Below are 25,047 nucleotides of genomic sequence, written 5' to 3' on the forward strand. Positions count from 1 at the left end.
GTATAGCGGCGTGCGCACCGCGGCTGGAATTCCTGCCCCCGGAGCGGCGGGTCAACGGTACACTGTGGGGAAACGCTTTGGGAGACCACTCATGCTTCGTCATGCTCGCCCGGACGAGATTCCGCTGCTGGCCGATCTCTGGCTCAGGGCGTCGCTGCGCGCCCACGACTTCATCCCCGCTGAGTTCTGGGTGTCCCACCGGGATGCCATGGCCGCCGAGCACCTGCCCGGCGCCGACGAGCTGCTGGTGCTGGAAGCAGAGGGGCGGCTGATCGGCTTCGCCGCCCTCAACGGAGAGCGGCTGGAGGCGCTCTTCATCGACCCCGAGGTCCAGAGCTATGGCTACGGCTCCCGGCTGATGGCGGAGGCCATGGCCCGCCATCGTCGCCTGACGCTCTGCGTCTTCTCCCGCAACGTGCGGGCGGTCTCCTTCTATCGCCGCCTGGGGTTCCGGGAGCTCGAGGAGCGCCTCGAGCCTCTTACCGGCGAGGCCGAGACCCTGATGCTCTGGGAGCGGTGAGCCTCAGGCCGCCCTGGCCAGGGGGCTCAGGGCCGGGGCCGGAGAGGCATCGGGAAATCGGTGCCAGCGCCTGGGGATAGCGAAGAGCCGCTGGCCCCGAGTGAGCCCCAGGCGCTCATAGTCGGCGTGGCGCACGGTGGCAAGCCAGGGCTCGCCCAGCCAGTCCGCGGCCAGCTCCACGCGCACCTCGGCGCCTACCGGGGAGGTGGCTGTCACCGTGACCGGCAGGTGGGCCTCCGGGGTGGGGGCGGAAGCGAGCCGCAGCTCGTGGGGGCGCAGCAGCAGCTCCTCCGAGCCGTCGGGCAGCTCCACCGAGAGGCGCGCCTCGCCGCAGGTGAGGGTGCCGTCGCGCACCTCCCCCTCCAGATGGTTCACGTCGCCCAGGAACTCGAAGACGAAACGGTTGGCCGGTGACCGGTAGACCGCGTCCGGGGTGTCGATCTGCTCGATGCGGCCGTTGCTCATCACCGCCACCCGGTCGGAGAGCTCGAGTGCCTCCTCCTGGTCGTGGGTCACAAAGAGGCTGGTGAAGCCCAGCTCGTCGTGGAGGTGGCGCAGCCAGCGGCGCAGGTCCTGGCGCACCTTGGCGTCGAGTGCCCCGAAGGGTTCGTCGAGCAGCAGCACATCGGGGCGCAGGGCCAGCGCCCGGGCCAGGGAGACCCGCTGCTGCTGGCCGCCGGAGAGCTGGGCCGGATAGCGGTGGGCCAGCTGCTCGAGCTGCACCATCTCCAGCAGGCGGTGGACCCGGGCGCGGATCTCGCCGCTGGTGGGCCGGTTCCTGCGCGGCATCACGGTAAGGCCGAAGGCGACGTTGTCGAACACCGTCATGTGGCGAAACAGCGCGTAGTGCTGGAAGACGAAGCCGATGCGCCGGTCGCGGACGTGGACGTTGGTGACGTCGCGCTCGCCGAAGAGGATGCGCGCGCCGCCGTCCGGGTCGGCGTGCTCGAGGCCGGCGATGATGCGCAGCAGGGTGGTCTTGCCCGAGCCCGAGGGGCCGAGCAGGCCGACCAGCTCGCCGTCGTGGATATCCAGGTTCACCGGCTCCAGCGCTTGGGTGCGCTGGCGACCGCTGCCGAAGTGCTTGCCGATGTTGTGTAGACGAATGCTCATGGGTGGGCCTCCTGGCGCGCGGCGCGCCATTCCAGCGTGGCCTTGGCGGCCAGGGTGAGCAGGGCAATCAGCGCCAGCAGCGATGCGCTGGCGAAGGCCCCCACGGTGTTGTAGTCCTGATAGAGCTGCTCCAGGTGCAGCGGCAGGGTATTGGTCTGGCCGCGGATGGCCCCGGAGACCACCGAGACGGCGCCGAATTCGCCCACCGCCCGGGCGTTGGTCAGGATCACCCCGTAGAGCAGTGCCCAGCGGATATTAGGCAGGGTGACCCGGCGGAAGATGGTCCAGCCCGGCGCGCCCAGGGTCACGGCGGCCTCTTCCTCCCGGGAGCCCTGGGCCTGCATCAGCGGGATCAGCTCCCGGGCCACGAAGGGGCAGGTGACGAAGATGGTGACCAGCAGGATGCCCGGCCAGGCGAACATCAGCTGGATGTCATGGCCGTCGAGCCAGCCGCCCAGCCAGCCGTTGCGCCCGTAGAGCAGCAGGTAGACCAGGCCCGCCACCACCGGCGAGACCGCGAAGGGGATGTCGATCAGGGTCTGCAGCAGGCGGCGGCCGGGAAAGGCAAAGCGGGTCACCAGCCAGGCCAGGGCCACGCCGAACACCAGGCAGACCGGAATGGTCAGCACCGTGATGAAGAGCGTCAGGCCGATGGCCGCTACCGTGTAGCGGTCGCTGACGTTGCTCCAGAAGACGCCCATGCCCTGGGCGAAGGCCTGGGCGAAGATCGCCACCAGCGGCAGCAGCAGGAAGAGCGCGGCCAGGGCGACCGCGGCCAGGATCAGGGTGCGGCGCACCCCGGGAGCATCACCGATACGTTGCATCAGCCGCGTCCTCCGTGCAGTCGCTTGATGAAGCGCCCCTGCCAGACGTTGATGGCCAGCAGCAGCGCCAGCGAGACGAAGAGCACCACCGAGGCGATGGCCGAAGCGCCGGCGTAGTCGTACTCCTGCAGGCGCACGAAGATCATCAGCGCGGTGATCTCGGTCTCATAGGGCATGTTGCCGGCGATGAAGATGATGGCGCCGAACTCGCCCAGCGAGCGCACGAAGGCCAGGCCCGTACCGGTCACCAGCGCCGGCCAGAGGTGGGGCAGGATCACCCGGCGAAAGGCCGTGGCATCGCTGGCACCCAGGGTCAGCGCCGCCTCGTCCACCTCGGCGGGCAGGTCTTCCAGTACCGGCTGCACGGTGCGCACCACGAAGGGAATGCTGGTGAAGGCCATGGCGAGCGCGATGCCCACCCAGGTGTAGGCCACCTCCAGGCCCAGCGGCTCGAGCAGCCGCCCCATCCAGCCGTTGCTGGCGTAGAGGGTGGCCAGAGTGATGCCCGCCACTGCCGTGGGCAGGGCGAAGGGCAGGTCCATCAGCGCATCGAGCAGGCGCTTGCCGGGAAACTCGTAGCGCACCAGCACCCAGGCCAGCAGCAGACCGAAGGCCGCGTTGACCAGCGCCGCCACCGCGGCGGCGCCGATGGTCACCGTATAGCTGGCCACCACCCGGCCGTCGCTGATGATTGCCCAGTACTCGGCGAGGCTCAGCCCGGCCAGCTGACCGAAGAGCCCGGTCATCGGCAGCAGCAGCACCAGCGAGACAAAGGTCAGGCTGATGCCCAGCGACAGGCCGAAGCCGGGCAGCACCCGCTTGGGGGTGCGGCCGATGGCGAAGGGGAGGGCGCGGGTGCTCATGGGCGCAAGGCGTCTCCGTCCGGGGCGTGAAATCAGCGGCGCTGCAGCTGGTCGAGCAGGCCGCCGTTGGCGAAGTGGGCCTCCATGGCCTCCTCCCAGCCGCCGAAGACTTCCTCGACGCGCAAAAGCTCGGTCTCCGGGAACTGGTCGGCGAACTCTTCCACCACGGCCTCGTGGTGCACCCGGTAGTTGAAGCCTGCCAGGGTGCGCTGAGCCTCCTCGCCGTAGAGGTACTCCACGTAGGCCTGGGCCAGGTCGGTGGTGCCGTTGCGCTCGGCGTTGGGGCCGACCACGGCCACCGGGAACTCGGCCAGAATGCTGACCGGGGGCACGATCACTTCGTAGTCGTCGCTGCCGTACTCGCTGCGGATGTTGTTGACCTCGGACTCGAAGCTGATCAGCACGTCGCCGCGACCGCGCTCGATGAAGCTGGTGGTGGCGCCGCGGCCGCCGGTGTCGAACACCGCCACGTTGCGCAGGAAGGTGCGCATGAAGTCGTGGATCTGCTCCTCGTCGCCGTCGAAGTGCTGGTCGGCGAAGCCCCAGGCGGCGAGATAGGTGTAGCGGCCGTTGCCGGAGGTCTTGGGGTTGGGGAAGACCATGCTCACGTCGTCGCGCACCAGGTCATCCCAGCTCTCGATGCCCTTGGGGTTGTCCTTGCGCACCAGGAAGGCGGTGGTGGAGTAGTAGGGCGAGGCGGCGTTGGGCAGCGCCTCCTGCCACGCCTCGTCCACCAGGCCGCCATCGGCCAGGGCCTGAACGTCGGTGACCTGGTTGTAGGTCACCACGTCGGCGCGCAGGCCCTGCAGGATGGCGCGTGCCTGGGCGGAGGAGCCGCCGTGGGACTGGCTGACCGCCACCGTCTCGCCCTGAGTCTCCTGCCAGTGGGCGACGAAGTCGGGGTTGATGGCCGCGAAGAGCTCGCGGGCGATATCGTAAGAGGAGTTGAGCAGCTCCCGCTCGGCGGCGCTGGCCGGGCCGATGAGTCCCGCGCCCAGGGCGATGGCGAGCAGGGAGCGCTGGAAGAGGGGGCGCTGGAAGAGAGGGCGCAGGGTCATGGGGTCACTCCGATAGGCGTTGAGATTGCCAACAAGGTTAAGTCTGCGCATTGGTAATTACAAAGATTTTTTTTATTCTATTTATGAATATGCCTCTGCGGCTCCGCTATGCCCGGCGCTGCCGGATTCGGCGGGCTCTGCTAGAATGCGCGCTTTCGCCAGCGACCCCGGATATCCGCCATGACCGATGCGAACCGCGACTTCCTGATCGCCCCCTCGATTCTCTCCGCCAACTTTGCCCGCCTGGGCGAGGAGGTGGACGACGTGCTGGCCTCGGGGGCCGATATCGTTCACTTCGACGTGATGGACAACCACTATGTGCCCAACCTGACCATCGGCCCCATGGTCTGCGAGGCGCTGCGCAAGCACGGCGTCACCGCGCCCATCGACGTGCACCTGATGGTGCGCCCGGTGGACCGCCTGATCGGCGACTTCATCGACGCCGGCGCCAGCATCATCACCTTCCACCCCGAGGCCTCGGACCATATCGACCGCTCCCTGCAGCTGATCCGTGACGGCGGCTGCCAGGCCGGCCTGGTGTTCAATCCGGCCACGCCGCTCTCCTACCTGGACTACGTGATGGACAAGATCGACATGGTGCTGCTGATGAGCGTCAACCCCGGCTTCGGCGGCCAGTCCTTCCTGCCCGCCACCCTGGACAAGCTGCGCGAGGCGCGCCGCCGCATCGACGCCTCCGGGCGCGATATCCGCCTGGAGGTGGATGGCGGGGTGAAGGTGGACAACATCGCCGAGATCGCCCGGGCCGGCGCCGACACCTTCGTGGCCGGCTCCGCGGTGTTCAAGGCCAGAAACGACGCCGATCCGCACCGCTACGACAGCGTGCTGCGCGACTTCCGCGAGCAGCTGGCCGGGGCCCGCTGAGGCCGTGAGCGAGCAGGAGCCCGCCGGGGAGGCGCCGGTCTGGCACCTCTACCTGCTGGAGACCGCCGCCGGCGCCCTCTATACCGGCATCACCACCGACGTGGAGCGGCGCCTGGCCGAGCACGCCGCCGGCCGCGGCGCCAAGGCCCTGCGTGGCCGCGGCCCCCTGGCCCTGCGCCATCATGAGCCGGTGGGTAGCCGCGGCGAGGCGCTGCGCCTGGAGGCCGAGATCAAGCGCCTCTCGGCGACCCGCAAGCGTTCCTGGCTGGCGGCACGCCGGGCGGTGCAGGACGATCAGTAACCCGGAGGAGCAAGCATGCACCCCATTCTCGACGGCATCGACCTGGTGGCCTTCGACCTGGATGGCACCCTGATCGACTCGGTGCCCGACCTGGCGCTGGCCGTGGACGCGGCCCTGGCCGACCTCGACCTGCCCGCCGCCGGCGAAGCGAGGGTGCGCGACTGGGTGGGCAACGGCTCGCTGGTATTGGTGGAGCGCGCGCTGAGGTTCGCCGCTGATGCTGACGCCGGTGCCGGCGAGGCTGATCCGGCGACAGCCCTGCGAGGGGGCGCTGTGAACCCCTCCCTGGGCGCTACCGATGCCGTCCCTGGCATAGGACCCCCTCTTCGGGCTGTCCCCGGCGCCTCGCCCGATGGCGCCTCGCAAGCTGTCGACACTACCCTGTTGGAGCGCGCGCATTCGGCATTTCTGGCGCACTACGGCCGCGACCCCGGCGCCCATACTCGGCTCTACCCCGGCGTGCGCGAGTGCCTGGACGCCCTGCGCGAGCGCGGCCTGCCGCTGGCCCTGGTCACCAACAAGCCCTTCGCCTTTATCGCCCCGCTGCTGGAAGGGCTGGGCCTGGCCGAGCACTTTGCCCTCTGCCTGGGCGGCGACAGCCTGCCCGAGAAGAAGCCCCACCCGGCGCCGCTCTTGCACCTGGCCAGCTACTTCGACCTGGCCCCGTCGCGCTGTCTGATGGTGGGGGACTCCCGCCACGATATCGCCGCCGGGCGCGCCGCCGGCTTTCGTACCCTGGCGGTGCCCTACGGTTACAACCACGGTGAGCCGGTGCAGGCGAGTGGGCCGGATGGCATGGTTGAATCGCTGGCGGAACTCGTTTAACGTGATTTTGGCTAATGCTATAAGCGCGGCCCAATCAATATGTTATTGCTATAAGAAGCGGAAACGACTCGATGACCAGCCGCACCCTGCCGGACACCCTTGCACCCCGCGGTGACGCCTGCGCCGCACCCTGCCTGCTGCCCCTCCTGCGCGGCGGCTGGCGATGGTGACGCTCCCCTTACAACGCTGACTCGCCCATCGAGCAGCGCCGAGCCGCGGCGCCCCTGCGCCTTCCATCGTCACCCCCATACCCCGAGGACTGCGGGCATGATGACCCCCGAACGCTTCCGTGAGCTGGCCGACGCCGGCTACAACCGTATTCCGGTCACCCGCGAGGTGCTGGCCGATCTCGACACGCCCCTCTCCACCTACCTCAAGCTGGCCAATGCCCCCTGGAGCTTCCTGCTCGAGTCGGTGCAGGGCGGCGAGAAGTGGGGCCGCTACTCCATCATCGGCCTGCCCAGCCGGGAGCGCATCGAGGTGCGCGGCTTCACGGTGAGCCACTTCATCGACGATGAGCTGCAGGGCGCCGGCGAGGTGGAGGATCCGCTGGACTGGATCGAGCAGTTCCAGGCCCGCTTCAAGGTGCCGCGCCTGGACGACCAGCCCCGCTTCGACGGCGGCCTGGTGGGCTACTTCGGCTACGACACCATCCGCTATATCGAGCCGCGGCTGCGCAGCCAGGCCGCCGCCGACAAGCCCGACCCCCTGGGCGTGCCGGATATCCTGCTGATGGTCTGCGACGAGCTGGTGGTATTCGACAACCTCTCCGGGCGGCTGGCGCTCTGGACCCACGCCGACCCCGCCGAGCCGGACGCCTACGGCTGTGCCGTGCAGCGTCTGGAAGAGCTGGAGATTCGCCTGCGCAGCGCCACCCTCAACACCATCAGCCCCGGCACCGGCGGCGCCGCGGTGGAGGAGGGGGACTTCACCTCCGGCTTTACCGAGGCGGGCTTCAAGGCGGCGGTGGAGACCATCAAGGAGTACGTGCTGGCCGGCGACGTCATGCAGTGCGTGCCCTCCCAGCGCATGTCGATTCCCTACCGCGCCGCGCCGCTCGATCTCTATCGGGCCCTGCGCAGCTTGAACCCCTCCCCCTACATGTTCTTCCTGGACCTCGGCGACCACCAGGTGGCCGGCTCCTCGCCGGAGATCCTCACCCGACTGGAGGAGGGCGAAGTTACGGTGCGTCCCATCGCCGGCACCCGCAAGCGCGGGCGCAGCGAGGAGGAGGACCTGGCGCTGGAGGCGGAGCTTTTGGCCGACCCCAAGGAGCGCGCCGAGCACCTGATGCTGATCGATCTGGGCCGCAACGACGTGGGGCGCATCAGCGAGACCGGCACGGTGAAGGTCACCGAGGAGATGGTGGTGGAGCGCTACTCCCACGTCATGCATATCGTCTCCAACGTCACCGGCCGGCTCTCGCCGGGGCTTACCGCCATGGACGCCCTGCGCGCCACCTTCCCGGCGGGCACCGTCTCCGGGGCGCCCAAGATCCGCGCGCTTGAGATCATCGACGAGCTGGAGCCGGTCAAACGCGGCATCTACTCCGGCGCCGTGGGCTATCTCTCCTGGCACGGCAACATGGACACCGCCATCGCCATCCGCACCGCGGTGATCAAGGATGGCCAGCTCCACGTCCAGGCGGGTGCCGGCATCGTCGCCGACTCCGTGCCCGAGATGGAGTGGCAGGAGACCCTCAACAAGGGGCGCGCCCTGTTCCGCGCCGTGGCCATGGCCGAGCGCGGCCTGGACAACCTGGAATAGGCCCTGACGGGCGGGGCGCCTGCCGGGCCTCGCCTGACGCCTACCTTCAGGAGTTGGACGGCGGCCGCTGAATCGATGACGCCGCCTGCCACTCGACCGACTCGACGCTATCGCCGGCGAAGCGTACCAGGTGGGAGGCCACCACCTCGCCGAGCTCCGCCAGTTCGTCCGCCGAGGCCGCGTCGCAGCGCAGGTGCAGGGCGTCGGGCTCGGCGTCGAGCCGGCACTCGCCGATGGAGAAGTGCAGTCGGCCCTGGTGGGCGTCCCACTCGGCGTCGATCTTGTGGCGGAAATGCTTGCATAGCCGCTGGATCAGCCGGCTCGCTTCGGCGGTGGGCACCTGGGCATTTATGGTGGGCATGGAGGGCTCCTTCGGTGAGTGGCTCGGCCGGGCCGGCGGGACTCGAACCAGGGGGGATGGCGCCTTCCGGGGCGCCAAAACAGCAGGAGCGCCATAGGCGCCCCTGCGAGGGTCAGAAGCGATAGCTGGCACTCAGGCGGATATCGCGGCCGGGGTCGGGCAGGCCATGGGCGACATCGCCGGCATCTCCGTAACTGGCATGATCGAAGTACTGCTTGTTGAAGAGGTTGTTGACCCTCAGGGCCAGGGTGAGCTGATCGTCGTCCAGCGGACGCCAGCGGGCATAGACGTTATTGACCCCATAGCCGGCCTTCTCCGGGGAGTCGCTGGCCACCCGGGTCAGCCGCTCGGCGAAGCGGCCCGTCCAACCGAGCTCCAGGCTGTCGGTCGCCAGGTAGTTCAGGTTGGCCACCCAGGTGTCGCCGACGCTGGTGCCGATGGCCATGTCGTCGTCGCTCAGCGGCTCGCCGTCGATCTCGGGCCGGGCCCGGCTGAAGGAGAGCGAGGCGTTCAGGCGATCCCAGTCGTAGCCGATGCTGGTGCTGAAGCCCCGGCTCTTCAGGTTGCCAGGGTTGCCGAGGGTGGCACGGTCGACGATGCCCACCACGTCGTCGATGCGCGTCACGAAGGCTTCCGCGCTCAGGTAGAGGTTGCCATGCTGGTAGCGGGCTCCCACCTCGTAGTTGTCGGCGGTTTCCTTGCGGCGATCCTCGGCGTTGCGGTAGTAGTCGAGGACGAACAGCTCCTTGACCTGGGTGCCGCGGATGGCCCGTGCCCAGCCGCCATAGAGGTTGAGGTTGTCGGTGGCATCAAAGCTCACGCCGAGGTTGGGGCTCAGGCCGGATTCCTTGAAGCGATTGCCGGTCAGTTCCTCGTCCAGCTCGAACCAGTCGTAACGCGCCCCGGCGCTGAGCTGCAGGCGGTCGGTCAACTGGTAGCGATCCTGCAGGAAGAGACCCACCACGCGGCCCTCTTCCCGGTTGGTGCCATAGAGCGGGCTGGCCAGGCTGGCCTCGTCCCGGCGGTAGTCGATGCCGAAGGTCAGGGTGTGGTCGCCGAGGCGGCTACGGTTGCGCAGGTCCCCGCCCTGGGTCTCCATGCTGCCGATATAGTCTCCGAAAGGACCATCGACATGCTCTAGGGAGGCTTCCGTGCGGTACAGCGTCAGGTCCAGATCCAGCCAGTCGTTGGTGAGGGAGTCGAAGCCGTACCTGCCGGTCAGGGTCTCGCGCACCATTTCCTGATCGATTGGGGCGTTGCGGAAGCTGGGGCGCCAGTGGGGGCGATGCAGGCGAAAGGCCTCATCCTCACTGCGATCGTAGCTCAGCGCGACCCGCTGTTCGTCGGTCAGCTGACCGACCAGCTTGACGAGCCCACTCTGCCGGCGGGTACTGGTGAAGGGCTGAGTGTTGCCGTCGGCATCCTCGTAGTCGTCATGATCCGTGTGCGACAGGCTCGCCAGGGCGCTCCAGTGATCGGTCAGGCGGCCATACAGGGAGGCGGAGGTGCGGTACCCCTCTGTGTTGCTGAAGTAGCCGGCGCTCAGGCGCGCGCCGATATTCTGACCGGGACGCAGCAGGTCCTCCGGATCCTTGGTGACGAAGCGGATCGTCCCGCCCAGGGCACCCGGCCCGTTGGTGGCCTCACCGGCACCGGCGATCACCTCGACCCGCTGCAGCAGCTCGGGATCCACGAGCAGGCGCCCCTGATGGTGAAACAGGTAGCCGGACTGGGTGGCGCCATCCACGGAGACATTGAGCTGGGTGTCCTCCAGACCGCGCACATAGATCTTCTGGGCGGCCGGCGCGGCGCCGCCGACCGAGACGTTCGGCTGGTCGGCGAAAATGTCTCTCAGGTCGCTGGCCTGGCGACGCTCCATCGCCTCGGCGTCGACCACCTGGTCGGCGGCCAGGCGCTCGGCGGTTATCTGCAGGGTATCGAGGCTCTGGGCCGACTCGGCCAGGGCCAGGGGGCTGGTGCCGAGCAGGGCGATGGCCAGGCACAAGGGGTGGCGGGGAAAGCGCTGGGCGGGGGGCATGCGAACTCCTCTTCGTGATATGAATTCTCATTTGGGTCGCATTCTTGTTTACCTCGCCGGTGATGTGAATCGCTTTTACAATTGTTACGCCTCGCCGGCGAGGCGCGATGCCGGCAGCCAGAGCGTCATGCGCAGCCCTCCTTCGGGACGGTTTTCGGCGCGGATCCAGCCGCCAGCCGCCGTCAGCTGGCGGCGCGCCAGGGCCAGCCCCAGGCCGTGACCGTCCGGCCGGGTATCACGGGCCTGAGTGGTGCGAAAGAAGGGCTGGAAGATGCGCTCCAGCTGGTCCTCGGGCACCCCCGGGCCCTGGTCCTCCACGGTGAGCCGGTAGCCATCGCCCTTGACGCCGAGGCGCACCCGGACGCTGCCGCCTGCCGGGGTGTAGAGGCAGGCGTTGCGGATCACATTCTCCACCGCCTGGGCCAGTGCGCGGTGACTGCTGCCGCTGATCGCCGCCTGGTCGGGCAGCTCGGCGTCGATCCGGTGGCGGGGGGACTCGTAGCGGGCATCGTCGATCACGCTATCCAGCAGGTCGGTGAGGTCGAGGCTCTCCTGATCGAGGCTGGGGGTCTCGTTCTCCAGCCAGGCCAGGGTCAGGGTGTCCTCCACCAGGCGGCGCATCAGCCGGCACTCGCGGCGGATACGCGGCAGGAAGTGCTGGGTGTCGATGCCTTCCTCCACGCAGCTGACCGCCATGTCGATACGGGTCAGAGGCGTGCGCAGTTCGTGGGAGAGGTCGGCGATCAGCTGGCGCTGGGTGAGGATCAGCTCGCCGGTGCGTTCGGCCATGCGATCGAAGGTGGTGGCCAGGGCGGTCAGCTCGTCGTTGCGCTTGCCCAGCAGGGCGCGCACCCGTACGTCCAGGTGGCCCTCGCTGAACTCCCGGGTAGCTCGCTCCAGCTGGCGCAGCGGGTGCATCAGGTGGCGGTAGATCACCACCGAGAGCAGCACCAGCACCGCCAGCGGCAGGGCCACCTTGAGCAGCAGCTTGGTCTGGGGCAGGTAGCCGCCGGGGCGCATGCGCTGGGGCAGGGTGATCAGGAAGTGGGTGTGGCCATCGGCGAAGGTGAGATCCATGATCGGGTTGTCGGCGAAGTAGAGGTGGATCTTCCACTCCACGTTGCGCCCCAGCCGGAACCCCTCCTGAAACTGCGTCGATAGCGAGCTGCCCGCCAGCGGTCGGACATCGGAGCGAACCACCGCTGCCCAGGTGTCCTCACCGGTCTGTAGCGTGTCCAGCCACTCGGCCAGGGCCCCCTCGTCGCCGGCCGCATGGAGACGCTCTGCGGTGGCCCCCCACTGCTTGAGGGTCTGCTGATGGCGCTCGGCGATAAAGCTCATCTGCTGCTCTGTCTCGGCGCCGAGGAAGGTGATCACCCAGACCAGCGCCAGGGTGCCCAGCGCCAGTGGGCCGCAGAGTTTCCAGAAGAGGCGGCGATTCACAGGAAGCAGTAGCCCTTGCCGTGGACGGTCTGCAGTCGATCCGCCGCCATGCCGGCGCCTACCAGCTTGCGGCGTACCCTGCTCAGGTGCATGTCCAGACTGCGGTCGTAGCGGCTGAACTCCCGCTCCAATACCAGCTGGTAGAGGTAGGGCTTGCTGAGTACCTCGCCCCGATGGAGCAGCAGCACCCAGAGCAGGCGGAACTGGATCGGAGTGAGGCCGATGGCGGTATCGCCGTAGCGCACCGCCAGGTCAGTGCGGTGCAGCTTGAGGGGGCCGATGCTGAGCTCGCTCGTGTCGACGCGCTGGTCGGTGTGGCCCAGGGTGCGGCGCAGCAGGGCCTCGATGCGCAGCTGCAGCTCGGTGAAACCGAAGGGCTTGGGCAGGTAGTCGTCGGCGCCGCGGCGGTAGCCGCGAATGCGCTCCTCCTCGGCGCCGCAGGCGGTGAGCATCATCACCGGGGTCTGGCGGGTCCTGCGCAACCGCTTGAGCACCTCGAAGCCGTCCAGCTTGGGCAGCAGCACGTCGAGCAGGACCAGGTCGAAGGCCTGGCTGAGCGCCGACATCAGGCCGTCTTCGCCCTCGTAGCACTGCTGGGTGCGATAGCCCTTGTCCTCGAGCAGGCGGGCGATCTGGCCATTGAGGGTGCGGTCGTCCTCTATCACCAGGATAGCGGGACGACGGGAGGTGATAGAGGGCACGGGTTATTCGCTATCATTGCAATTGATAAGCGTTATCATATGTCGACCGGTCGAGGTCTGACAAGCCGCGTCCTGCTGAGCGCGGCACTCGCGCCGGGTGCCTTGACAGCTCGCCGCGCCGGCCGCACCATACCAACATGAATATTTCAGAACACACGCATTCAAGCCAGTGGTGGCGCTCCTAAGGTGGGGCGGCCTCCTCGTGTCTTGAATGACGATGCCGCCCGCAGGGCGGCATTTTTGTGTCTGGGTTTCCTGCACGGTCGGCGCAACAATAGCGAGGTCGCACGGGGGATATCCCCGCCTCACCTACGCCTACTGGACACAAGTGAAGAAACAGGAACATAACGCCATGTCCGTGCTGATGATCGACAACTTCGACAGCTTTACCTATAACGTGGTGCAGTATCTGGCCGAGCTGGGGGCCGAGGTGATCACCCACCGCAACGACGCCATCACCCTCGAGCAGATCGAGGCCATGGCGCCGAGCCATCTGGTCATCTCGCCGGGGCCCTGCACCCCCAACGAGGCGGGCATCTCCATGGCGGCCATTCGCCACTTCGCCGGCCGGCTGCCGATACTTGGCATCTGCCTGGGCCACCAGGCCATCGGTCAGGTCTACGGCGGCGAGGTGGTACGCGCCCCCCAGGTGATGCACGGCAAGACCTCGGCCATTCGCCACGCGGGGCTTGGGGTGTTCGAGGGCCTGGACGACCCCCTGGAGGTGACTCGCTACCACTCCCTGGTGGTGGAGCGTGCCACGCTGCCCGACTGCCTGGAGGTGACCGCCTGGACCGCCGACGACGACATCACCCCGGGGCTGATCATGGGCCTGCGCCACCGGGAGCTCGACGTGGAGGGGGTGCAGTTCCACCCGGAGTCGATCCTCACCTGCCAGGGCCACGAGCTCCTGGCCAACTTTCTACAGCGTCGTGCTCAAGCGCCGCTGGGCCGTGCCTGAGTCGAGGAGAGCCATGATGCAGATGCGAGAAGCCCTGGGCGCCCTGATGCGCCGTGAGAACCTCAGCTTCGCCGAGACCCACGAGGTGATGCGCCAGATCATGACCGGAGAGGCCGGCGACGCCCAGATTGCCGCCTTCCTGATGGGCATGGCCATGAAGGGCGAGACCCCCGAGGAGATCAGCGCTGCCGCCCAGGTGATGCGCGAGCTGATGAAGCCGGTACACCTCGACGCCGAGAACGTGGTGGATATCGTCGGCACCGGCGGCGACGGCGCCAACCTCTTCAACGTCTCCACCGCGGCCAGCTTCGTGGTGGCCGCCGCCGGCGGCCACGTGGCCAAGCACGGCAACCGCGGCGTCTCCTCCTCGTCGGGGAGCGCCGACCTCTTCGCTGTGGCCGGCATCCACCTGGACATCGACGCCGAGCAGGTGGCGCGCTGCATCGCCGAGGTGGGCGTGGGCTTCATGTTCGCCCCCAACCACCACCCGGCCATGCGCCATGCGGTGGGGCCGCGTCGGGAGATGGGCGTGCGCACCCTGTTCAATATCCTGGGCCCCCTGACCAACCCCGCCGGCGCCCCCAATCAGGTGCTCGGCGTCTACGCGGCCGAGCTGGTGCCGCTGATGGCCGAGGTGCTGCGCCGCCTGGGCAGCCGCCACGTGCTGGTGGTGCATGCCGAAGACGGCCTGGATGAGATCTCGCCGGCCGCGCCCACCCGGGTGGCCGAGCTGAAGGAGGGCGAGATCACCGAGTACGTGATCACCCCCGAGGAGCTCGGCATCCCGCGTCAGTCCCTGGACCCGCTGCGGGTGCAGTCCGCCGAGGACAGCCTGCGGCTGGTGGAGCAGGCCCTGGTGGGGGAGGGGCCCGGCGCCGACATCGTCGCCCTCAACGCCGGCGCGGCGCTCTACGCCTCGGGCATCGCCGACAGCCTCAAGGAGGGCGTGGCCCTGGCCCAGGACGCCCAGGCCTCCAAGCTGCCCCTGGAGAAGCTAAAGGAGCTGGCCAACTTTACCCGCGTTTTCCTGCAGTGAGCGAGGCCCTCGTTCAGCGCACCCTCTATCAAGGAGTCACACCATGAGCGCATCCCCGGGGGCGACCCCCACCATCCTGACCCGGATTCTCCAGCGCAAGGACGAGGAGGTGGCCGAGCGCTCCCGCGCCGTGCCCGAGGCCGAGCTGCTGCGCCTGGCCGCCGAGCAGAGCGCGCCGCGGGGCTTCGTGGCGGCCATGCAGCGCCTGATCGCCGCCGGTGACCCGGCGGTGATCGCCGAGATCAAGAAGGCCTCTCCCTCCAAGGGGGTGATGCGCGAGGATTTCCGCCCCGCCGAGATCGCCGCGAGCTACGCCAAGGGCGGCGCCGCCTGCCTCTCGGTGCTTACCGATGCCGACTTCTTCCAGGGTCACGAGGACTACCTGATCGAGGCCCGTGACGCCTGCGACCTGCCGGTGATCCGCAAGGACTTCATCACCCACGGCTACCAGGTGAGCGAGGCCCGGGCCATCGGCGCCGACTGCATCCTCCTGATCGTTGCCGCCCTGGACGATGCGCAGATGGCGGACCTCAACCGTCAGGCCATCGAGCTCGGCATGGACGTGCTGGTGGAGGTCCACGACGCTCGGGAGCTCGAGCGGGCGCTCGCCCTCGACCTCTCCCTGGTGGGCATCAACAACCGCGACCTGCACACCTTCGACACCACCCTGGATACCACCCTGCACCTGCTGGCGCGGATTCCCCGGGAGGTGACCGTGGTGACCGAGTCCGGCATCCACAGCCGCGACGACGTGCTGCGCATGCGCGAGCACGACGTCAACGCCTTCCTGGTGGGCGAGGCCTTCATGCGCGAGGCCGACCCCGGCGAGGCGCTGCGCCGGCTGTTCTTCTGAGGCCGTCCGGTGCCGCCTGGGGCCGGCCGCATCGCGAAGGGCTCGAGTAGCGGACGTCAAAAGGCCGGCGGGAAAACCGCCGGCCTTTTGACGCTCTAGCCGCCCCGACGAGCGCTGCTCGCTCGCCGGGGCGCTTTGCCGCTTACTCGTCTTCGGTGAAGGGAAGCGACGAGTGGTGCAGCACGATGCGCAGGTTGCCCTCGTCGTCTAGGTGGTAGCCCCAGCTCTTGTCCACGGTGGTGGTGTTGCCGTCGGCATCCAGGATCGAGACGTTGCCCATGGTCAGCGCCATGTCGCCGCTGATGAAGATGGCGGCGTTGTCGATGGTGACTTCCTGCCAGCCCTTCAGGGCGAAGCCGCTGTCTGCGCTGTATTCGTCGCTGTGGCCGACGAAGTAGGCCAGGGCCCCCTCGGGGGTGGTGCGGAAGGTCTGGGGTGCTTCGGCCAGGGTCGGCTTGAAGAGCACCGCGCCCATGTCGTGGCCGTAGGCGCCGGCGATGATCTCCTCGGCCAGGGCGCGGGCGGCGTCGATGCCCTCTTCCTCGTAGGTGTTGGAGATGGCGACCAGGGCCTCGCCCCAGGCCTGCTGGGCCTCCAGCACCTGCGCCTCGGTGATGTCGCCGCCCATGTGGGTCACTTCGGTGGCGCTGGCCAGGCCGGCGGCGCCGAGGCCCATACCCAGAGCGGTGGCGGTAATCAGTGTCTTGAGCTTCATCATATCTCTCCTTGAAAAGCCGGGAAGTGTCAGAGCGTCTTGTTCTGATGCAGGTCCAGACTAACGCGAATCACCGTTCAAGTAAGGGGGTGCCGGGGTGAAGATTCATGGCCGGGAAGATGAACGCAAGGTGAACGTCACCGGTGAGCCTCGGGAGGGGCCTCCAGCCGATAGCCGAAGCCCCGCTGGGTGGTGATCAGCGAGCCTCCCGGGTGGCCGTCGTCCAGCTTGCGGCGCAGGCGCCGGATATAGACGTTGACGACGTTGGTGAGAGGATCCTCGCTGCTGCCCCAGACGCTGGCGAGGATGCGCTCGCGGCTGAACAGCTTGCCGGGCGAGGCCATCAGCAGTTCGAGAATGGCCAGCTCCTTGGGCGTCAGCTCGATGGCGCGGCCGGCACGGGTCACGCGGCGCTGGTCGCGGTCCAGCTCCAGCTCGCCGACCCGCAGCCGCCGCTGCGGCTCCGCCATGCCGGGGCGGGCGTGGCGCCGAGCGAGGGCGCCGAGCCTGGCCAGCAGCTCTTCGAAGGCGAAAGGCTTGATCAAGTAGTCGTCGGCGCCGGCGTCCAGCCCCGAGACGCGATCCTCGACGCTGTCCAGCGCGGTGAGCATCAGCACCGGGCAGTCGACCCCGGCGGTGCGCAGGCTGCGGCACACCTCGAGCCCGCCGATATCCGGCAGCAGGCGGTCCAGTATCACCACCGGCAGCGGCGAGGACGCCGGCTGGCGTGCCGTTTGTACCAGATGCACCAGCGCCGGCTGCCCTTCGCTGAAGCTCTCCACCCGGTGGCCCTCCGCCGTCAGGCCGCGCTGCAGGAAGTCCCGAATGCGGGGGTCGTCTTCAACGATCACGATGTGCATCGCTCGGCTCCGTGTGGTCATTGGCAATGTGGTCACTGGCAGTGTGGTCAGTGGCAGTGTGAACGGGCAGGCGCAGCAGCGCCTGGCAGCCCCCTTCGGGGAGGTTGTCGAGCTGCAGCTGGCCGCCATGCAGCCGCATCAGCAGCATGGCGATGGCGAGCCCTACCCCCTGGCCGTCCGGGCGGTGGCGGCGCGCCTCCGGGCTGCGATAGCCGCGCTCGAAGATGCGGGCGGCCTCCCGGTCGGGCAGCCCGATGCCCCGGTCGCGAATGCGCAGCTCCCAGACGGCGGTGCCCTGGTGCTCGACCAGGCTGGCCTCGACGTCGACCTGGCCGCCGGGGTGCGAGTACTGCACGGCGTTGTCGAGCAGGATGCCGAACACCTGCTTCAGGCGCTGAGCGTCGCCCAGCAGGAGGGCGCTCTCCAGGTGGGCCACCCGGATGCGGATACCGCGCAGACGCCCGAGGGTGGAGGCCTGGCTGATGGCATCGCGCAGGGGGGACAGAGGGTCAAGCGTGCGGTGCTGTACCTGCCACTCGGCGATATCGCTGCGTGCCATGGTCAAGAGGTCGCTGATGACACCGCTGAGGTGAGCGGCATCGTCGGCGATGCGCTGCAGCGCCTGGCGATACTCCGCTTCGCTGCGGGGCTGGCCGCGCAGGGTGATTTCCGCCTCGCCGCGGATGGAGGTGGCGGGCGTGCGCAGCTCGTGGCTGATGTCCTCCAGTAGCTGCTGGCGCTGCTTCGAGAGCTGGTTGAGCCGGGTCAGCGCCTGCTCCAGCTCGCGGGTGCGGGTGTCGACCAGGTCTTCCAGGTGGCGCTGGCGGTCGCGCTCGGTGCGGCGATGCTGATCCAGTTCGCTGGCCATCTGATTGATATGCGCGGCGATGCGCCCGAACTCGTCCTGCAGGCTGTCGTCGAGGCGGTGGCTCAGCTCACCGCGCTGCAGGGCCTGGGCGCCGCGCAGCAGCTCGCCGATCGGGCGGCGCAGGGCGCGGGCAAAGTGCCAGAAGACCCAGAGGATAATCAGACTGAGCGCCAGGGTGGTCAGTGCGGCCATCAGCATCAGCTGGTGCAGCGAACGGTCGGCCTCGCTGCGCTGCTTGGCCAGCAGGGTGCGCTCGCGGGCCAGGGTGTCGGCCATGGTCAGGCGCAGGTCGCGGCCTTCGAACTGGTTGAAGTCATCCAGCGGGGCATAGTGTGGGCCGCCGGGGTCCTGGCTCTCCAACCGCTGCAGAAAGTCGTCGAACAGGTCGAGCGCCTGCTGACGCTCCGTGATCAGGCTGGCGGGCTGCTCCAGCTCGGTCGGTGCGCCAGTGGCCAGAGTCCGGGTGAGCTGCTGCAGGCCTGCCAGATGGGAGCGCATCTCCTGGAGCAGGGCATCGCGCTGCTCCGGGTCGGCGTCGGCTTCATACTGGGCCCGCGAGAGCCAGGTCTGCAGCCGGTGCTTGCTGTCGGAGAGCGCCAGAAAGCCGGCGTGCAGATCGCTCGAGACGCGCCCGAGCGCCACCTTCTGGCGGGCGCCGTCGATGGCCCAGATGGCAACGCCCCCCTGAATCACCGCCAGCAGGGTTAACGCGAGCAGAGCGACTCCGAGGCGGCGTTCGAACATGGCGGTCTCCAGAGGGGGCGTGGGGGCTGTCGGCGGAGCAGAGGCGCCACGTCGAGAGCGGGTCTCGATGATAATCATGCCGGTGGCGGGAAAGAAGCATGAAAGGCGCTCCCTATGCACGGCGGCAGCGCCGCTAGAAGCTCACCTCCAGCCCGGCATGCAAGGTACGCCCGGGCGCCGGCTCGAAGAAGCGCCCGCCGCTGGCGTTGATGCGCACATTGGCGAAGTGTTCCTCGTCCAGCAGGTTGCGCACCCCCAGATGGGCGCCCAGCCGGGTGCCGGCGCCGCCCAGCGCCCAGCTGTCGCCCAGGCGCAGATTGAGCAGCCAGTGGCTCGCCACCGGCACCTGGTTGGCGTTGTCGGCGTGGAAGCCGCCGGTGTAGAGCGCCTCGGCGCTGGCGAAGCGCTCACCGCTGCCGTACCAGGTGAGGCGGTTGTGCCACTGCCGGCGCGGCAGCCCCGGCAGGCGGTTGTCGGCGAAGTCCCGCTCATCGTCGGCGAAGCGCGAGAAGCGGTAGTCGGCCAGGGTGAGGGCGCTGGTGACCCGCCAGGCCAGGGCCGGGCTCCAGTCCAGCTCCAGCTCGATGCCCTCCCGGGCGGTGCGCCCGGCGTTTTCGTAGAAGGTGCGCCCGTCGCCGGCCTCGAAGGGCACCAGCTCGTCGTCCACCCGCACCGAGAAGGCGGCCAGGTCGTAGCGCAGGCCGCTGGCGAACCGCCCGCGCAGCCCCAGCTCGCGGTTGAGCGCCCGCTGGGGCGCCACCTGGGGGTTGAAGCCGCCGCCGCCGTCGGGTCGGGCGAACTCGGTAAAAGTGGGCGTCTCGTAGGCGGTGCCCAGGTTGGCATAGAGCTGGTGTCCCTCCCGGTAGCGGTAGCTGGCGCCGAGGCTGCCGGTCCACTCCCGGAAGGTGCGTGAGCCGCTGGCGTCGATGCCTTCGGCCTGGAAGCGGTCGTCGATGGCGAGCCGCACCCGGTCGTGGCGCACCCCGGCGGAGAGCTCCAGGGCCTCGGTGACGCCAAGCTCCGCCAGCAGGAAGGCGCCGGTGGCGGTGGCGTTCTGCTGCTCGTCGGCGGTCTCGGCACTGACCGCCCCCTGGGGCGTGACCGCGCGCCGCCCGCGGTCGTCCTCCTGGCGCCCCGTCTCGAGCCCGGCCACGTAGCGCAGCGGCCGCTGGCCCAGGGTCGCCTCCCGGGTCAGATCCAGGCTGGCGCCGTAGTAGCGGCGCCGGTAGTCCACCAGGCTGCTGCCGGGGAAGGGGAGCTGCTGCTCGAAGTCGCGGCGGCTGACGAAGGCGCGGGCGTTGAGCTCGCCGCCGGCGGCGTCGAGATCCTCGTAGTGCAGCCCCAGGAGCTGCTGCTCCACCCGCTGGCCGGCGTTCAGGGCGGCCGCGGCGGGCGCCGCCTGGCGACGGTCCGCCGCTACCTCCTCGGCGGTCAGCCCGCCCGGGTCCTCGGCGGTGGGCAGGTCGAGCAGGTTGACCAGCGCCGAGAGGGTGCGGTCGTCGTCGAGGCGGTAGCCCAGCCGGGCGTTGAGCAGGCGCTTCTCCACCGCGCTCTGCTCCCGGTAGCCCTCGAAATCCAGCGCCGAGAAGCTGACGCTGTGCACCCAGCTGCCGTGCTCGCCGCCCTGGCGCAGGGCCAGCTTGCGGTAGTCGTGGCTGCCGCCCTGCAGGCGCAGCACCGGGGAGCGGCGCATCTCGCTGCCGTCGCCGGTGGTGATATCGAGCACGCCGCCGGCGGCGTTGCCGTAGAGCACCGAGGCGGGGCCGCGGATCACCTCGATGCGCTCGGCGCTGTCCAGGTCCACGGCGTCGATCTGGGCCTGGCCGTCGGGCAGGGTGTAGGGAATGCCGTCGACGCGGATATGGATGCCGCGAATGCCGAAGGGCGCCCGGGCGCCGAAGCCGCGGCTGGCGATGCGCTGGCCCTGGGCGAAGTTGTCGCGATTCTGCAGGAAGAGGCCGGGCACCGGGGCGAGGGCCTCATCGAGGCGCACCCGCTGCTGGCCCTGCTGGATATCCTCGCGGGTGACCGCCGACACCGCCGCCGGGGTGTCGTAGAGCTCCCGGGCCAGGCGCGGCGCGCTGATGGTGATGGTGGGCAGCGTCTCGGCGCTTTCTCCTTCCTCCGCCGCGACCAGCGCCGGCGCGCCCCACGCCGCCAACGCCATGGGCAGGCAGCCCAGCAGCCGTCTTCGTGTCCTGTGCCCCATGCGCAGCTCCTTACCGTTTCGATGCCTGAAACAGTGTGCTCTCAAGCGCCCACCGGCTGCCACCCCGCGATTCATATTTCCCCGTGCCGGCTGCCCCGTGCTGGCATTGAGCCGGATCAAGGCGTTCGCTTTGCAGTTATTTCATGATTTGCTTAGTCTGGTTAGGCTAAGAAGATTGAGACGGCGACGACATAGCACCATCCGGCTATCGCATGGAAGCGGCACCACCCGACCATGCCCGATAGGGGCGGTAGCGTGCCCAGAATCTGCCTAAAGATGCGGAAGGGTGATGGCAACCGGCAAAGGCAACAGGCATTTATACGCTATGCTCCGCACGGCGAAGAAATGCTGAACAGTTATGCACAGGGAGGCGATGGTGCAAATTTGTGAGACGGAGAGGTTGATTGTACGGTCGTTGTCCCTCGGGGACGCTCCTGCATTGACCGAAATTCTTAGCGATCCTGAAGTGATGAAACACTCGGTCCGTGGCGTTTGTGATGAGGCAGCTACTCGCAAATTCATTGAGTGGTGTTTAGCCTGTTACGAGACACACGGCGTAGGGCCATGGGCACTGATCGATAAAAAAGATTCTGCACTTGTTGGCTTCTGCGGTATTGGGCCAGAAATGGTCGCGGATGTCGAGGAAATCAACCTTGGCTATCGACTTGCCGCGCGTTATTGGAATAAAGGTCTGGCGTCTGAAGCGGCCAGAGCGGTTCTGAATTACGCTTTTGGGAAGAAATTGTTTCATTCGGTGGTAGTAATCATAGAGCCTGAGCATGTGGCATCGCTGAAGGTTGCCGAGAAAGCAGGGTTTTCCAGCTTCGCTGTCCTGGAATTCCATGGTCGTACGGTGAGGCTGTACCGACTGACCTCGGAGCAATGGGAAACATTGCATAACAATGCCATGCGCGGGACAAGCGCGTGATGGCTGGCGTTAGTTCAATAAGGAGGCCAACTATGTCGCTAATGACTATTTTACTATTTGTACCAGCATGCTTTGCTTTGAACATGGCGCCTGGGCCCAATAACCTTCTTTCGATGGCGAATGCAAAGCATTATAGCGTCAGGACTGCTTGCTATGCTGGCATTGGTCGGTTGGTCGCATTTGTCGGTATGATCACGCTGGCTGCTACAGGGTTGGCAACAGTATTGTATACGTCGGAAAAACTGTTCCTCGCCATAAAGGTTGCTGGAGGGGTCTATCTACTTTGGTTGGCCTACCAACTATGGATAGCAGATCCAACTGAGGGCGGAAACGAGACGCTGGGAGGGAAAAACCTTTTTCAACTAGCGAGACAGGAATTCTTGCTGGCGGCTGGGAACCCCAAAGCCATCCTGATTTTTACGGCTTTTCTGCCTCAGTTTGTTGATCCAGCGGGTTCGGTTGGATACCAGTTTTTGATTCTAGGTGCGCTATTTTTAATGCTTGAGTGGGTGGCAATAGCTGGGTACGCATTCTTTGGTAAAGCATTACGCCATTGGTTCTCCCGACCTTCTATGCGCCGTCTGTTCAATCGAATTTGTGCCGGACTACTTGGTAGTGCTGGGGTTGGGCTTTTGCTAGCTCGTCGTGAATGAACTAACAAAGCATTTAAATTCGCTCCCTACGGTGGCCGGACGCTCGTTCCTCGCGCCGTTTATTGTGGGCGTTAACTGTACCAAGGAGGTATCCGTGAAAGGGAGTTGTTTGTGTGGGGCCATAAAGTATGAGATTGCCTCACTGGATATGCCGATAATTTTTTGTCACTGCAAAACTTGCCGCAAGGCACATGCTGCGCCTTTTGCACCCACAGCAGGGGTTCTGAGAGAAAGTTTTCGCTGGGTTCGAGGTGAAGAAAAACTTTCCAGCTTTGAATCGAGCCAGGGAAAAATGAGACATTTCTGTTCAGTATGTGGAACGCATTTGGTAGCAGAAAGACCTGGTCAACCTCATGTAATATTGCGTGTGGCCACTTTGGACGAAGATCCGGGAGTTAAGCCAGAAGCTCATATTTGGTCATCACATGATGTTGAGTGGTTGGATTATGAGGGTGTTCCAGTCTTTGAAGAGTGGCAGCCAAAAAGATGACAAGTACCGCTAACAGTTCGCAGAAGTTTGCGGTCTATGGTCGCCTGGCGCTCGTAACTCGCGCCGCTGTGCTGCGGCATTATGTATTAAGGAGTTAGCGGTGAAGAAGTGTGTAATACAGGAAGAAACCACAGGGTGCGGAATTGCGTCTGTTGCCAACATTCTTGGCAAGACCTATTCGGAAATGAAAGCAACGGCAAATGCCATGGGTATCTATGCTGAAGATAAATCGCTTTGGTCTGATGTCCAGTATGTAAGGAAAATGTTATCCCATGCTGGAGTCGAGACATCTTCCGAAGAAATCTCTTTTGAATCTTGGAGTGCACTGCCCGATTTGGCATTGCTGTCCATCAAGCACCACCAGGAAGATGGCAGGAATCTCTGGCACTGGGTCGTTTTCAAGCGTGTAGGTGGTGAGGAGCTTGTTATGGATTCAGCCAGCTACCTGCCATCTAATATTCGAACGGACTTCAATGAGATGCAGCCCAAGTGGTTCATCGAGGTCAAGAATGCATAACAAGGCCATTACATGTGCTCTCTACGTTCGCCTGACGCTCGTGCCTCGTGCCGTTTATGGCGGGGGCTAGCCTGGATAATGCATCAGACATGAAAAAGGCGGCTGAAAATCGGTTATAATTCAAGCTCCTACACAAGAATCAACCGCCTCAGCCGCCATGACAAAATGTACCATGCCGTCCGCCTCCTTTCCACGCTGCAGAGGTCGTCAGATCATCGCCCGTTTTGATGGCGGTGATGTCACTTCTGACGGCGGTATCCTGCTGCTGCGGCAGCTCGATCGCGAGATGGGCCTGACCCGCGCCGTCGCTCGCCGACTCAGCGACGAGCGCGACGCTCAGCGCTGCCTGCACCGCACCGAAACCCTGGTCCGGCAGCGCATGTTCGGCCTGGCACTGGGCTATGAGGATCTCAATGACCACCATGCGTTGCGTCACGACATCGCCCTGCAGACCGCCGTCGATACCGATGGCGTGCTCGCCAGTCAGTCCACCTTGTGCCGCTTCGAGCAGCAAGCTGACCGGGACTGGGCGATCACCATCCACGAGGAGATGATCGAGCAGTTCATCCGCTCGTTCCGGCGGCCACCCAAGAAGCCGCTCTACCTCGACTTCGATGCTACCGACGATCGGGTGCATGGCCAGCAGCTCGGGCGGCACTTCAACGGCTACTACAACCACTACATTTTCCTGCCGCTGTTCGTGTTCTGTGGCGACCAGCTGCTGGTCAGCTACCTGCGTCCGGCCTCGCTGGATGCCGCTCACCACGCCGGTGCCATCCTCGCTCTGCTGGTCCGTCGGCTGCGCCAGGCGTGGCCTGAGGTGAAGATCGTCTTCCGAGGCGACAGCGGCTTCTGCCGTCCGCTGATCCTCAACTGGTGTGACCGCCACGGCGTCGATTACATCATCGGCCTCGCCGGCAACAAGCGCTTGGCCAAGCTGGCTCTGAACATCGACTACGCGTCGGCCATCCGCTTCGAGAAGACCTGGGAGAAGGAGCGTGTCTTCGGCTTCATCGAGTACGCTGCCAAGAGCTGGAAGGAGCGTCGACGAAGGGTGATCGTCAAGTCCGAGACCAGCCGGCGTGGCTTCAACACCCGCTACGTGGTCACCAGCCTGCGCGGCTGCAGCGCCGAGTGGCTCTATGACCACCGCTACTGTGCCCGGGGCGAGATGGAGAACCGCATCAAGGAGCAGCAGTTCCTGTTCTCCGACCGCACCAGCTGCCACGAGTGGTGGCCCAACCAGTACCGGCTACTGCTCTCGGGGCTGGCCTATCTGCTCCTGGAGCGACTGCGTCGGATTTACCTCAAGCGCACCGACTTCGCCCAAGCCCAGGTCAATACCATCCGCCTGAAGCTGCTGAAGATCGGCGCCGTCATCACCCGCAACACGCGCACGATTCGGCTGATGTTGAGCAGCCAGTACCCGGAGCAAGACCTCTTCCTGAAGCTGGCTGGCAAACTGGTGCCTGGGTAGCGCCGCGGCGTGCTGTCCCCGGCACAGAAAACACATGGGG

At 66.6% G+C, this 25,047-nt stretch carries 25 protein-coding genes; 13 read left to right on the forward strand and 12 right to left on the reverse strand.

The genetic code is table 11. The annotated features are described in order from the left end of the window. The first annotated feature begins 91 nt into the window (after positions 1 to 91). A complete protein-coding gene (locus NHL60_RS06490; RefSeq protein WP_253450440.1) occupies positions 92 to 520 on the forward strand; it encodes a GNAT family N-acetyltransferase in 429 nt (142 codons plus the stop codon). 3 nt (positions 521 to 523) lie between these two features. On the opposite strand, the gene NHL60_RS06495 is transcribed toward NHL60_RS06490, so the two are convergent. The 4 genes from NHL60_RS06495 to cysP are packed head-to-tail and all read right to left on the reverse strand — an operon-like array spanning position 524 to position 4,378. Then, entirely contained in the window at positions 524 to 1,633 is a 1,110-nt protein-coding gene (locus NHL60_RS06495) for a sulfate/molybdate ABC transporter ATP-binding protein (protein ID WP_253450443.1), read from the reverse strand. Beyond that, positions 1,630 to 2,457: a sulfate ABC transporter permease subunit CysW gene (gene cysW, locus NHL60_RS06500; RefSeq protein ID WP_253450446.1), complete on the reverse strand. Its 828-nt coding sequence runs from the start codon at positions 2,455 to 2,457 to the stop codon at positions 1,630 to 1,632. The genes NHL60_RS06495 and cysW overlap by 4 nt, the downstream gene beginning before the upstream one ends. Then, positions 2,457 to 3,320, reverse strand: a complete 864-nt coding sequence (gene cysT / locus NHL60_RS06505; protein WP_253450449.1) for a sulfate ABC transporter permease subunit CysT — start codon at positions 3,318 to 3,320, stop codon at positions 2,457 to 2,459. Before cysT ends, cysW begins: the two co-directional genes overlap by 1 nt. Before the next feature lie 32 nt (positions 3,321 to 3,352). After that, the gene (cysP, locus tag NHL60_RS06510) at positions 3,353 to 4,378 is read right to left on the reverse strand and encodes a thiosulfate ABC transporter substrate-binding protein CysP (protein ID WP_253450452.1); all 1,026 of its coding nucleotides are present in this window, start codon (positions 4,376 to 4,378) and stop codon (positions 3,353 to 3,355) included. Between the two features lie 180 nt (positions 4,379 to 4,558). Between cysP and rpe the strand changes: the two genes are divergently transcribed. From rpe to trpE, 4 genes are all read left to right on the forward strand, one after another. After that, positions 4,559 to 5,260, forward strand: a complete 702-nt coding sequence (gene rpe / locus NHL60_RS06515) for a ribulose-phosphate 3-epimerase (protein ID WP_253450455.1) — start codon at positions 4,559 to 4,561, stop codon at positions 5,258 to 5,260. A 4-nt stretch (positions 5,261 to 5,264) separates the two neighbouring features. Further along, positions 5,265 to 5,561 (forward strand): GIY-YIG nuclease family protein, encoded by a 297-nt coding sequence (locus tag NHL60_RS06520; RefSeq protein ID WP_253450458.1) that lies wholly within the window; start codon positions 5,265 to 5,267, stop codon positions 5,559 to 5,561. A gap of 15 nt (positions 5,562 to 5,576) precedes the next feature. After that, positions 5,577 to 6,386 (forward strand): phosphoglycolate phosphatase, encoded by an 810-nt coding sequence (gene gph / locus NHL60_RS06525; RefSeq protein ID WP_253450461.1) that lies wholly within the window; start codon positions 5,577 to 5,579, stop codon positions 6,384 to 6,386. 270 nt (positions 6,387 to 6,656) lie between these two features. Beyond that, positions 6,657 to 8,153, forward strand: a complete 1,497-nt coding sequence (gene trpE, locus NHL60_RS06530; protein ID WP_253452050.1) for an anthranilate synthase component I — start codon at positions 6,657 to 6,659, stop codon at positions 8,151 to 8,153. 46 nt (positions 8,154 to 8,199) lie between these two features. On the opposite strand, the gene NHL60_RS06535 is transcribed toward trpE, so the two are convergent. The 4 genes from NHL60_RS06535 to NHL60_RS06550 all read right to left on the reverse strand — a co-directional run bounded on the left by NHL60_RS06535 (position 8,200) and on the right by NHL60_RS06550 (position 12,696). Continuing rightward, positions 8,200 to 8,514, reverse strand: coding sequence for a DUF2218 domain-containing protein (locus NHL60_RS06535; RefSeq protein WP_253450464.1), 315 nt, complete (start codon positions 8,512 to 8,514; stop codon positions 8,200 to 8,202). 112 nt (positions 8,515 to 8,626) lie between these two features. Continuing rightward, a complete protein-coding gene (locus tag NHL60_RS06540; RefSeq protein WP_253450466.1) occupies positions 8,627 to 10,552 on the reverse strand; it encodes a TonB-dependent receptor in 1,926 nt (641 codons plus the stop codon). An 84-nt stretch (positions 10,553 to 10,636) separates the two neighbouring features. Further along, positions 10,637 to 11,995 (reverse strand): sensor histidine kinase, encoded by a 1,359-nt coding sequence (locus NHL60_RS06545; protein ID WP_253450468.1) that lies wholly within the window; start codon positions 11,993 to 11,995, stop codon positions 10,637 to 10,639. Continuing rightward, the gene (locus NHL60_RS06550; protein ID WP_253450470.1) at positions 11,992 to 12,696 is read right to left on the reverse strand and encodes a response regulator transcription factor; all 705 of its coding nucleotides are present in this window, start codon (positions 12,694 to 12,696) and stop codon (positions 11,992 to 11,994) included. Before NHL60_RS06550 ends, NHL60_RS06545 begins: the two co-directional genes overlap by 4 nt. 352 nt (positions 12,697 to 13,048) lie before the next feature. On the opposite strand from NHL60_RS06550, the gene NHL60_RS06555 reads away from it, so the two are divergent. From NHL60_RS06555 to trpC, 3 genes are read left to right on the forward strand one after another with little or no spacing between them, the layout of a single operon-like run. Next, a complete protein-coding gene (locus NHL60_RS06555) occupies positions 13,049 to 13,657 on the forward strand; it encodes an aminodeoxychorismate/anthranilate synthase component II (RefSeq protein WP_253450471.1) in 609 nt (202 codons plus the stop codon). Positions 13,658 to 13,673: 16 nt separating this feature from the next. Next, positions 13,674 to 14,693, forward strand: coding sequence for an anthranilate phosphoribosyltransferase (gene trpD, locus NHL60_RS06560; RefSeq protein WP_253450473.1), 1,020 nt, complete (start codon positions 13,674 to 13,676; stop codon positions 14,691 to 14,693). Between the two features lie 43 nt (positions 14,694 to 14,736). Continuing rightward, complete coding sequence (gene trpC / locus NHL60_RS06565; RefSeq protein ID WP_253450475.1) at positions 14,737 to 15,546, forward strand: indole-3-glycerol phosphate synthase TrpC; 810 nt, start codon at positions 14,737 to 14,739, stop codon at positions 15,544 to 15,546. A 142-nt stretch (positions 15,547 to 15,688) separates the two neighbouring features. Here trpC and NHL60_RS06570 read toward each other — a convergent pair whose 3' ends face one another. The 4 genes from NHL60_RS06570 to NHL60_RS06585 form a co-directional block, all read right to left on the reverse strand. Beyond that, positions 15,689 to 16,261, reverse strand: coding sequence for a phosphoribosyl-AMP cyclohydrolase (locus NHL60_RS06570; RefSeq protein WP_253450477.1), 573 nt, complete (start codon positions 16,259 to 16,261; stop codon positions 15,689 to 15,691). A 137-nt stretch (positions 16,262 to 16,398) separates the two neighbouring features. Then, positions 16,399 to 17,121 carry a response regulator transcription factor gene (locus NHL60_RS06575; RefSeq protein WP_169958835.1) on the reverse strand — a complete coding sequence of 241 codons (723 nt, stop codon included), beginning with the start codon at positions 17,119 to 17,121 and terminating at the stop codon, positions 16,399 to 16,401. Then, on the reverse strand, positions 17,102 to 18,733 hold the full coding sequence (locus tag NHL60_RS06580; RefSeq protein WP_253450478.1) for a cell wall metabolism sensor histidine kinase WalK: 1,632 nt from the start codon (positions 18,731 to 18,733) through the stop codon (positions 17,102 to 17,104). The genes NHL60_RS06575 and NHL60_RS06580 overlap by 20 nt, the downstream gene beginning before the upstream one ends. Positions 18,734 to 18,866: 133 nt before the next feature. Then, the gene (locus NHL60_RS06585; protein ID WP_301271097.1) at positions 18,867 to 20,942 is read right to left on the reverse strand and encodes a TonB-dependent receptor; all 2,076 of its coding nucleotides are present in this window, start codon (positions 20,940 to 20,942) and stop codon (positions 18,867 to 18,869) included. Positions 20,943 to 21,315: 373 nt separating this feature from the next. Between NHL60_RS06585 and NHL60_RS06590 the strand changes: the two genes are divergently transcribed. The 5 genes from NHL60_RS06590 to NHL60_RS06610 all read left to right on the forward strand — a co-directional run bounded on the left by NHL60_RS06590 (position 21,316) and on the right by NHL60_RS06610 (position 25,007). Next, positions 21,316 to 21,870, forward strand: coding sequence for a GNAT family N-acetyltransferase (locus NHL60_RS06590; protein WP_301271098.1), 555 nt, complete (start codon positions 21,316 to 21,318; stop codon positions 21,868 to 21,870). Between the two features lie 32 nt (positions 21,871 to 21,902). Next, positions 21,903 to 22,523, forward strand: a complete 621-nt coding sequence (locus NHL60_RS06595) for a LysE family translocator (RefSeq protein WP_253450484.1) — start codon at positions 21,903 to 21,905, stop codon at positions 22,521 to 22,523. Positions 22,524 to 22,617: 94 nt separating this feature from the next. Continuing rightward, positions 22,618 to 23,013 (forward strand): GFA family protein, encoded by a 396-nt coding sequence (locus tag NHL60_RS06600; RefSeq protein WP_253450486.1) that lies wholly within the window; start codon positions 22,618 to 22,620, stop codon positions 23,011 to 23,013. A 100-nt stretch (positions 23,014 to 23,113) separates the two neighbouring features. Then, positions 23,114 to 23,530 (forward strand): hypothetical protein, encoded by a 417-nt coding sequence (locus NHL60_RS06605; protein ID WP_253450489.1) that lies wholly within the window; start codon positions 23,114 to 23,116, stop codon positions 23,528 to 23,530. 172 nt (positions 23,531 to 23,702) lie between these two features. After that, on the forward strand, positions 23,703 to 25,007 hold the full coding sequence (locus NHL60_RS06610; protein ID WP_253445583.1) for an IS1380 family transposase: 1,305 nt from the start codon (positions 23,703 to 23,705) through the stop codon (positions 25,005 to 25,007). The last annotated feature ends 40 nt before the right edge of the window (positions 25,008 to 25,047 follow it).

The organism is Halomonas sp. Y3 (assembly GCF_024137965.1).
GTDB classification, from domain to species: Bacteria; Pseudomonadota; Gammaproteobacteria; order Pseudomonadales; family Halomonadaceae; genus Halomonas; species Halomonas mongoliensis.